Origin of the sequence: Pyxidicoccus fallax, from assembly GCF_012933655.1 — a bacterium.
Lineage (GTDB): Bacteria > Myxococcota > Myxococcia > Myxococcales > Myxococcaceae > Myxococcus > Myxococcus fallax.
Genome location: NZ_JABBJJ010000424.1, coordinates 1 through 9,425, shown reverse-complemented (window position 1 = coordinate 9,425; position 9,425 = coordinate 1). Strand labels below are relative to the sequence as shown.

At 70.8% G+C, this 9,425-nt stretch carries 10 protein-coding genes; 2 read left to right on the top strand and 8 right to left on the bottom strand.

Annotated elements, in window-relative coordinates:
• The 5 genes from HG543_RS47525 to HG543_RS47505 all read right to left on the bottom strand — a co-directional run.
• Positions 1-768, bottom strand: a 768-nt coding sequence (locus HG543_RS47525) for a hypothetical protein (RefSeq protein WP_169351596.1), incomplete at its 3' end; no start/stop codon positions are given.
• Positions 769-972: 204 nt separating this feature from the next.
• Positions 973-1,563 (bottom strand): MOSC domain-containing protein, encoded by a 591-nt coding sequence (locus HG543_RS47520; RefSeq protein WP_169351595.1) that lies wholly within the window; start codon positions 1,561-1,563, stop codon positions 973-975.
• 27 nt (positions 1,564-1,590) lie between these two features.
• Positions 1,591-2,568, bottom strand: coding sequence for an MBL fold metallo-hydrolase (locus HG543_RS47515; protein ID WP_169351594.1), 978 nt, complete (start codon positions 2,566-2,568; stop codon positions 1,591-1,593).
• A 207-nt stretch (positions 2,569-2,775) separates the two neighbouring features.
• Positions 2,776-3,705 carry a DMT family transporter gene (locus HG543_RS47510; RefSeq protein WP_246357818.1) on the bottom strand — a complete coding sequence of 310 codons (930 nt, stop codon included), beginning with the start codon at positions 3,703-3,705 and terminating at the stop codon, positions 2,776-2,778.
• A gap of 51 nt (positions 3,706-3,756) precedes the next feature.
• The gene (locus HG543_RS47505; protein ID WP_211194663.1) at positions 3,757-4,740 is read right to left on the bottom strand and encodes a GNAT family N-acetyltransferase; all 984 of its coding nucleotides are present in this window, start codon (positions 4,738-4,740) and stop codon (positions 3,757-3,759) included.
• 108 nt (positions 4,741-4,848) lie between these two features.
• Here HG543_RS47505 and HG543_RS47500 point away from each other — a divergent pair, with 108 nt between their 5' ends.
• Positions 4,849-5,421: a cytochrome c oxidase assembly factor Coa1 family protein gene (locus tag HG543_RS47500; protein ID WP_169351593.1), complete on the top strand. Its 573-nt coding sequence runs from the start codon at positions 4,849-4,851 to the stop codon at positions 5,419-5,421.
• 87 nt (positions 5,422-5,508) lie between these two features.
• Here HG543_RS47500 and HG543_RS47495 read toward each other — a convergent pair whose 3' ends face one another.
• The 3 genes from HG543_RS47495 to HG543_RS47485 all read right to left on the bottom strand — a co-directional run bounded on the left by HG543_RS47495 (position 5,509) and on the right by HG543_RS47485 (position 8,622).
• Positions 5,509-6,474 carry an electron transfer flavoprotein subunit alpha/FixB family protein gene (locus HG543_RS47495; RefSeq protein ID WP_169351592.1) on the bottom strand — a complete coding sequence of 322 codons (966 nt, stop codon included), beginning with the start codon at positions 6,472-6,474 and terminating at the stop codon, positions 5,509-5,511.
• Between the two features lie 62 nt (positions 6,475-6,536).
• The gene (locus tag HG543_RS47490; protein ID WP_169351591.1) at positions 6,537-7,334 is read right to left on the bottom strand and encodes an electron transfer flavoprotein subunit beta/FixA family protein; all 798 of its coding nucleotides are present in this window, start codon (positions 7,332-7,334) and stop codon (positions 6,537-6,539) included.
• A 151-nt stretch (positions 7,335-7,485) separates the two neighbouring features.
• Positions 7,486-8,622, bottom strand: coding sequence for an acyl-CoA dehydrogenase family protein (locus HG543_RS47485; protein WP_169351590.1), 1,137 nt, complete (start codon positions 8,620-8,622; stop codon positions 7,486-7,488).
• Between the two features lie 261 nt (positions 8,623-8,883).
• On the opposite strand from HG543_RS47485, the gene HG543_RS47480 reads away from it, so the two are divergent.
• A partial coding sequence (locus tag HG543_RS47480; RefSeq protein WP_169351589.1) for a hypothetical protein occupies positions 8,884-9,425 on the top strand: 542 nt, incomplete at its 3' end.

The window sequence follows — 9,425 nt, the reverse complement described above, 5'->3', positions numbered from 1 at the left end:
CACCAGTTCCACACGCACCGCGCGCGGCCCCAGGCCCTCCGCGAAGGGCTGAAGTACCTTCACCGCCTCGTCGCGCACCGCCTCGGACACGCCACGAGCCGCGCCCCCGTCGCCCCGGTGCGTCACCTGGAAGCGCGCGAGTTCCCAACCCTCCACACGCCCGTCCTCCAGCGTCGCCACCGCCACTACCCGGGCAGAGCCTCCGGCGGGGACATCCACCGCCCGCAGCAGCCGGCCCAGCCCTTCCGCCGGGGACTCGCGGGCCAACGCCGATGTGCCTTCCCAGCGTACGGGCAGCGACTTCGCCTCCGGCGGGCGCCCGGCGGGAGAACCTGACTCGTAATCCACGGCCCAGCCCGACTCCTGGCGCCGCAACACCAGCCGCACCTCTCCGCTGCGTCGCCGGGCATAGGCCTCGAAGACGGTCCGCAGTGAGTCGAGAGTCGCGTCCGCGTCCACCGGGCGTCCGGTGGGCCCACCCCGCCCCGCGGCCTCATACGCCACCAGCGTCAGCGCGCCCCGCTCCACCCAGTACGTGAAGGAGAGGCGCGCCTCCACCTCGTGCACCCCACCGGCCACGGCCCAGACCTGGGCCGCCGCACGCGCGGACTCCTCGCTCGAGGCCCGCTCCAGCGCGTCTTCATCCATCCCGGCGGGAAGCCCCCTACCCACCCACACCGTGCCACCCGAGCCGTCATGCGTCGTCGCACACCCCGACCACCCCCATGACAGGACGAGGCAGACAGTCGCCAGGAGGACGCGCGTCATGGAGGCTGTTACCGGTGAGAGCCGCATCCCGTCATCACAGCACACGGCCATGACGAGCCCACGCGTCGACGTCCCCTTCCCGAATCCGCGCGCCGCTACATCGAAGGCATTCCGGGCAAGACGGACGCGCGGGAGGCGCTCGCGGCCATCGTCATCGAGTCGCTGTCGAGCCACCAGACGGCGGACTGAAGCGGCCCGCTCTTCTCACGCGGGCTTTCCCGGCAGCACGTACGTCACCGGCCTCGGCACCATCACCCGGACCTCGTCGCCCGCGCGGATGAGGCCGGGCCGCTCCACCCAGGCCACGAGTCCCCGGCGCCGCCACGCGGCCTTCACGAAGCGGCTCGCCAGCTTCTCCTTGTCCGGGTGGTGCGCCTCGATGACGCGCCCCGGGCCCCGGCAGGGCTCGTTCTCCCCTTCCACCGCGAGCACCGCGTCCTCGGGGAAGAACAGCCGCGTGCCCGGCGGCAGGTGCGTCAACCTGGGCACTCCCGCCAGCTCCAGGTTCGCTCCCAGCCACGCCGCCAGCACCTTCGGAATCCCGAGCGCCTCCGCCACCTCGGCCAGCTCCTCGCTCGACACCAGCGACAGCTGCCGCGTGTTGCGGATGGGCGTGCCCTTGGGAAACCACGGCGTGCGCACGTCCGCCGACCGCGTCAGCCCCGCGTGCCGGTCTCCCTCGATGCCCTCGAACGTCACCCGCGTCTCGGCCAGCTCGCGCGTGACGAAGGTCTTCCGCTCGGTGCAGACGAGGACGCGCACGGCGCGCCCGGAGAGCTGGGGCTTGAGGGACATGGCCCGCCTTCTAACGCGGCCCGTGCCTCATAGCAGCGTGAGTTGCTGCGGCTTCCCACCGAGCGGGCGCGCATCCACGCCGGCATCCCGCAGCGCCTGCGCCAGCTCCTCCGCGAAGCCGTGGCACGTAATCACCTCGCGCGCCCCGGTGGACTTCGCGTACGCCAGCAGCGAGGGGAAGTCCGCGTGGTCCGACAGCGGGAACGCCACGTCCGCGCCGTACCGCCGCGCCGCGCCCGGGTCCACCGCCCAGCCCGTCAGCACCGCCGTCGCCCTCGGCCACAGCGGCGCCAGCGCCCCGCCCCGGGCCTGGTGCGGCGGGATGAAGAGCACCTCGCCCGGCTCCACCTTCCCCTCGTAGAGCCGCAGGTTTTCAATCGGCACGCCCAGCTCCGCGTACAGCCGGGCCACCTCGTAGATGGACGCGTGCGCCACCAGCGGGAAGCCGCGGCCGGCGAGGTACTTCATCGCCTCCTGGCTCTTGCCCAGCGGGTAGCCGAGCAGCACCGGCACCGCCCCGCGCTCCAGCTGCCGGCGCACCCACGCCTCCACCTGCCCCAGCACCTCCGCGCGCGGCGGGAAGCGGTAGCGCGGATGGCCGAACGTGGACTCGATGACGAGCGTGTCGCACTCGGCCACCTCCGTCGCCTCGGCGGTGAGGGACGGCGCGACGTTCAGGTCCCCCGTGTAGACGATGCGCCGCCCGTCCGCGCGCGTGGCGCGAAGCTGCGCGCTGCCGAGGATGTGGCCCGCGGGCAGCAGCTCCAGCGTCAGCGGGCCCAGCTCGAAGGGCTGGCGGTAGGGCACGGCCTGCGGCTCGCTCACCGGCCCCAGCCGGTGCGCCATGAAGCGCAGCGTGGCCGCCGTGGCGATGGTGCGCTCGTGCCGGGCGATGTGGTCCGAGTGCCCATGGCTGACGAAGCAAAGCGGCGACTTGCGCTTCGCGTCCAGGGACAGGGGGGTGCCCGTCAGGTGCATCCCGTTTCGCCGCAGCTCCACGCTCATGGGAAGGGCCCGGGATATAGCGCGTCCGCACGCCGCCGGCCCTCCTCACTTCCGCGCCCCGCACGCCCGGCTGGTGGGCAGGCCCACCCGGCGGGGAGGCCGGGCATCACGTCTTCCGTCGATGCCGCGAGCAACCGACCCGCCGCACGGGCTCCGCGCTCGTCCGCCCTGACGGGTCCTGCCTGCCATGGGGCCCTGGCCCCGGCGCTACGCGGCCCCGGCCCGCGCGCGCCACCAGCCCCAGGCCGCCGCGCCCACGTCCGACACCAGCACGCCCAGGAGGATGAGGCTGCCTCCCGTCCACTCGCGCGGGCCCAGCACCTCGTAGCCCAGCGCCACCGAGTACACCGAGGCGAACACCGGCTCCATGGAGTAGATGACCGCCGCCCGCACCGCCGTGGTGCGCGCCTGTCCCCACGTCTGAACGCTGATGGCCACCGCGCTGGCCACCACGCCGCACACGAGCACCGCGCCCACGAAGGACGGCGTCCACTCCACCCGGCGCTCCACGAAGGGCAGGCACAGCGCGGACAGGAGCGCCACGCCCCACAGCTGCACCGCCACCAGTCCCGTCACGCCCTCCTTCGGCGCGTAGCGCTCCGTCAGCGTGATGTGGCACGCGTAGGACACCGCGCCGCCCAGCGACAGCAGGTCACCCCGGGCGAACCCCTGTCCCTCCGCGCCCGCCTCCGGCCGCGTGAGGAAGTAGAGCCCCACCGCCGCTAGCACCACGCCCAGGAGCGACGTGGGCTTCGGCACCCGCTTGAAGAGCAACATCGTCATCAGCGGAACGAAGACCACGCTCATCCCGGTGATGAACGCCGCGCGCGACGGCGTCGTATCCTTCAGCCCCAGCGTCTGCAGCGCGAAGCCGCCGAACAGGAACAGGGCCAGCAATCCACCGTGCCGCAGGTTGCGGGGCAGGAGCACCTGCCGCCCCGCCAGCGCGCTCAGCACCAGGGCGCCCACGCAGAAGCGCAGCGTGAGGAACGAGAACGGATCGCCATAACCCAGGGCACTCTTCACCACCACGAAGGTGATGCCCCAGAACAGGGTGATGAGAATCAGCGCGCCGTCCGCCTGGAGTCGCTGCGCGCGCTCGGCGCCACCCATGGTGTCGGAAGTCGAGGTGCTCAAGACGCGGGTGCTTCTGGCCCAGGTCGGCGCCCGATGCAACCGCACGCCCTGTCACGGCGGCAGCCCGCGCTCCAGGACGACCAGGGCCTTGGTGCGCCCCGCCGCGTCCCAGGCCTGGTTGGTGCGCCGGGTGAGCTCCGCGGAGGCGGGCCGGAAGCCCAGCCCTCCGAACGTCCGCAGCGAGGCCGTGTTGTCGTCGTCGATGTCCGCGTACACGCACGGCTCGCCCTGACGCGCGGCCTCGGCCATCAGGCAGCCAAGCAGCCGCGTGGCCACGCCCATGCGCCGCACGCCCGGCGCCACCACCAGCGAGCGCACCCAGAAGCCGTCCAGCGGAAGCGCCTCCTGCCGGTACGAGTCCACCCAGGCGAAGCCCTGCATCCGCCCCTGCGCGTCGAAGGCGCCCGCGGCGGCGCCTCGCCGCTCCGGCTCGGCCAGTCCCCACCGCTCGCGGAGCTGGCGGCGCAGGAACCCGGGCGACACCACGAGCCGCTCGCCCGCGAAGACGAGCAGCGCGTCCAGGTCGTCGGTCCGCAAGAGCCGCACGTCCAGCGGCCCCACGAGCCGGCGCCGCAGGGGCCGTGACCAGCCGGAGAAGAAGAAGTCCCGCACGCGACGGAAGACTACCCGGCTCTCGGGCCGGGCCCACGCCGCGGACAGCGCTTGTTGCGTCATCCACATCGCCGGCCGGAAGGGCCGGGGCAGCGGCAGCACCCACGCCCCGCGCCGCACCGCCACCACCCGCCCCAGCGTCACCCCGCCCGGCGGGTCCACGTCGCCCACCAGCGAGGCCGTCTCCCATGGCGCCGTGGACACCACCACGTGCGCCACCAGCCGGCGGCCCTGCCGCATCAGCGCCACGTCCCCCCGGGACAGCGCCCCGGGGCCGCAGCGCAGCACGCGCACCGCGTCGCCGCCGCGCAACAGCGGGTACAGGCTCTTCCCCGCGCCACGCACCCATAGCCGCTGCCCGGGCGGCAGCGCCTCGAGCACGTCCAGCAACACCTCGGTGGTGGGAGACTTCCGCGGCGGCATACACCCAACCCTCGACGTTCCTACAACCGGGTTCTACCCCGCCCTGCGCGCTCCCGGTATGAGGGGTCCCCACGCCTGCCCGCCGCAGACAGGCAAGGAAGGATGTGCATGAACACGATGCCGGAGGGCTCGTTGACTGCCCAACGAGGCTGGTGGAGCCGCAACTGGAAGTGGGTGGTGCCCGTGGGCTGCCTGGGCACGGTGGCCTCGTGTGGCTGTCTGGGCGCCATCGCCCTCGCCGTGGGCTTCTCGTCGCTCACGCAGGTGGGGGCGTACACGGACGCGGTGGCCATCGCGACCTCGGACGCGGAGGTTCGGCGCGAGCTGGGCACCCCCATCGACTCCGGCTGGCCCCGCCAGTCCTCCATCAGCAGCAACAACGGCCGGACCCAGGCCCGCTTCTCCATCCCCCTGGATGGGCCCCAGGCGGACGGCACGCTGCACGTGGACGCGGAGGGCGAGGACGGGCAGTGGCACTACCGCACCCTCGACGTGGAGCTGGAGGACGGCACCCGCATCGACCTGCGCGACGACGCGCCCGGGGCCATCCCCACGCCGCCAGAGCCTCCCGAGCCCCCCGTCCCTCCCGAGCCGCCCTTCGGGGCCGAGCCTCCCGGGCGCGGCGAGGGCGAGGCCGAGGAGGACGCCCCACCAGGCCGTGAGAGCGACATCGAGCTGTAGGCCCCCGCCGGAAGAAAGCGAAGGGGCGGCTCGCGGGGAGTGCCCCACGTGCCGCCCCTCGAAGGCGCTACCGGTGGACCTTCGGGACTACTTCAGCTTGGCCAGCTCCGAGCGCAGCTCGGGCAGCACCTTGAAGAGGTCCGCGACGATGCCGTAGTCCGCCACCTGGAAGATGGGGGCCTCGGGGTCCTTGTTGATGGCGACGATGGTCTTCGAGCTCTTCATGCCCGCCAGGTGCTGGATGGCGCCGCTGATGCCGGCCGCGATGTAGAGCTGCGGGGCCACCACCTTGCCCGTCTGGCCGACCTGCAAGTCATTGGGCACCCAGCCCGCGTCGCACACCGCGCGGGACGCGCCCACCGCGGCGCCGAGGTCATCCGCCAGGCCCTCGATCTCCTTGAAGTCGCCCTTGGTGCCGCGACCGCCGGAGACCACCACGCGCGCCTCGGTCAGCTCGGGGCGGGCGCTCTTCACTTCCTTGAAGTCGACGAACTTCGTCTTGGAGGCCTCGACCTTCGGGGTGAAGGCCTTCACCTCGGCGGCGCCCTGGCCGCCCTGGGCGGCGGGGAACTCGGTGGCGCGCAGGGTGAACACCTTCACCGGCGTGGTGAGCTTCACCTCGGCGAAGACGTTGCCGGCCCACATGGGGCGGCTGAACGTCACGTCCGCGCCGCCGCCGTTGAAGCCCATGACGTCGGTGGCCATGGCGGCCTTCAGGCGCGCGGCCAGGCGCGGCATCAGGTCCTTGCCCTGCGCCGTGGAGGCCATGCCCACGTAGTCCGCCTTCAGCTCCTGCGCCAGGCCGGCCAGCGCGGGGGCGTACGTCTCGGCGAGGTAGTGCTCCAGCTCGGGCGCGGCGCCCACGTGCACGGCCTTGGCGCCGTAGCCCTTGAGCTCATCCGCGACCTTCGCGGGGTCCTTGCCCACCAGCGCGATGTGCAGCTCCGCGCCGGCCTTCTCGGCGAGCTGCTTGCCCGCGCCGATGGCGTTGAGGGTGGCCTTGCGGAGGTTCCCGTCCGGCTGCTGCTCGGCGACGATGAGAACGATTGGCATCTGAGTGGCTCCGTATCTCTCTTAAAGGTTCGTTCCGAAGAAGGAGGAAGCGGACAGGCCGCTCAGACGACCTTCGCCTCGTTGTGCAGCTTCTCCACCAGCGCCGGCACGTCCGGCACCTTGATGCCCGCCTTGCGCGCCGGGGGCGCCGACATCTTCAGCACCTGGATGGACGGCGTGACGTCCACGCCCAGCTTGGCCGGCGTCAGCTCCTCAATGGGCTTGCTCTTGGCCTTCATGATGCCGGGGAGGCTGGCGTAGCGCGGCTGGTTGAGGCGCAGGTCGGTGGTGACGACGGCCGGCAGCTGGCACTCCAGGGTGGCCAGCCCGTTGTCGACCTCGCGAATCACGCGCACCGTCTTGCCGTCGGCGCCGACGACGATGGCGGGCACCTTGTTCTTCTCCTGCTCGCTCTCCAGCGACTCGACCTTGGAGGCGAAGGTGGCCTGGCCCCAGCCGAGGAACTCGGCGAGGTACTGGCCCACCTGGTTCTGGTCATCGTCGATGGACTGCTTGCCGAGGATGACGAGGTCCGGCTTCTCCTTCTCCGCGACCTTCTGGAGCAGGCCGGCGATGGCGAGCTGGTCCAGGGGGCCGGTGTGGTTCACCCACACCGCGCGGTGCGCGCCCATGGCGAGGGCGTGCCGGAGCTGCTCCTGCACCTCCTTGCCACCGATGGACACCACCACGACTTCGCCCTGGTGCTTCGCCACGAGGCGCAGGCCCTCTTCGACGCCAATCTCGTCGAAGGGGTTGATCTTGTACTTGAGCCCCTCCTGAACGATGCCCGAGCCATCCGGCTTCACCTTGATCTTCGACTCAGGGTCTTCCACGCGCTTGGCGGTGACGAGGATCTTCACGGCGATGCTTCTCCTTGCCGAGGAGGCAGTTGAAGGCTGGAAAACAGTCCGCGCGCGCCGCATTGACGCGTCGCGCGAGCAGTCCGGGTTAATAGGCATCCGCGTGTCACGGCGGCAATGGGAAACGGCCGCCGGACACAGTTCTACTTTTCTACTTGAACAGTTCCCGCGCGATGACGAGCCGCTGGACCTGGCTGGTTCCCTCGTAGACCTGGATGAGCTTGGCGTCGCGCATCAGCTTCTCCACGGGGTAGTCCTTGATGTAGCCGTAGCCGCCGTAGACCTGCACCGCGTCGGTGGCGACCTTCATGGCCATGTCCGCGGCGAAGCACTTGGCATAGCTGGACTGGAGGGTGTTGCGCTTGCCCTCGTCCAACAGCCAGGCGCTCTCGTAGGTGAGCATGCGCGCGGCGTGGGTGTTCATGGCCATGTCGGCGATCATGAACTGGATGGCCTGGTGCTCGATGATGGGCTTGCCGAACGTCTTGCGCTGGCTGGCGTACTCCATGGAGTACTCGAGCGCGGCGCGGGCGATGCCCACGGAGAACATGGCGGTGAGCGGACGGCTGTTGTCCAGGGTGGCCATGGCGACGGCGAAGCCCTGGCCCTCCTCGCCGATGCGGTTGGCGACCGGGACGCGCACGTCCTCGAAGGTCAGCGACACCGTCTCGCTGGCGCGCTGGCCCATCTTGTTCTCGTGCTTGCTGGCGGTGAGGCCCTTGGGACGGCCCTCCACCACGAAGCAGGTGATGCCCTTGTGCTTCTTCGCCTTGTCCACCGTGGCGAACACCGTGTACTGCTCGGCCTGGCCACCGTTGGTGATGAAGCACTTGGCGCCGTTGATGACGTAGTGGTCACCATCGCGCACCGCGGTGGTCTGCATGCTGGCCACGTCGCTGCCCGCCTCGGGCTCGGTCAGGCAGAAGGACGAGAACTTCAGCCGCTCCGAGAAGTGGCCCAGCAGGCGCTTCTTCTGCTCCTCCGTGCCATGGAGGATGATGGGCAGGTTGGCCAGGTCGTTGGCGATGATGGACGTCGCCACGCCGGCGCAGCCCCAGCTCAGCTCCTCCCCGACGATGACCTGCTCCAGGTGGGACAGGCCCACGCCGCCGTACTCGGCGGGGATGGCCATGTTCAGCAGACCCAGCTCCCACGCGGTGGAAAGCAAATCCCTGGGGAAGGTGGCCGTCTCGTCGTAGTGCGCGGCCTTGGGACGGATGACCTCGCGGGCGTACTTGCGGGCGGTCTCCTGCAGTGCGCGCTGCGACTCGGTGAGCTGGAATTCCATGCGATTCCTCGTGACTCGGACTGCTCGTTGACTCGGGAGTCAACGAATACATGCCGCGCCGCGAAATCGCCAGTCCTACTGCACGGACGCCGGGGTGGGTCCGGAGTCCCGCATTCCCCTTCCGCGCTCCCTCCCCCACACGGAAAGGCACGCCACCACGCACTTCGGGTGGGAGTCATTTCCGACCCGAGATAGACCATCCTGGGTGGATTTTTACCGTATGTTTACAATACGACACACCTGGAATAGTCTCGTGAATCGATGCTGCGTGCGCGATTCGTGCGGTTGTTCGTGCTGGCGGCGATCCTCGCGTTGCCTGGAATTGCCCGCGCGCAGATCGTGGTCGGCCTCCATCCCGCCCAGGGAAAACTCGACCCCAAGGTCCTCTCCGACGTGGAAGGGCTCATCGCGTCCGGGGTCCGCTCCAGTGACCGGCGGCGCGGGACGTTCATCCTGCGGGGCCCCGTGCCGCTGAAGGCGTCGTGTGCGCCCAAGGCGACGACGGAGTGCCTGGCCGCGCTCGGGCGTGGGGGTGCCATCATCTACGCCGAGGCGGCCATGGACGACGGGATGGTGTCCGTCACCATGTCGCTCGTCACCGGCAAGCAGCAGCGGACGAGTCCCGTCAACTTCCGCTTCGCCCCCGGGTTCCTGGACCTGCGACCGGCGCACTATGCCGTCGAGCAGCTCGAGAAGCGCCTCGCCGAGCTGATGTCCCCTCCGGTGGCGAGTCGTGAGGTGCGGGAGGGTGCACAGGCCCCGTCCAAGCAGGCCGAGGCCCGTCCCGTGCCCCCTCCCCAGCC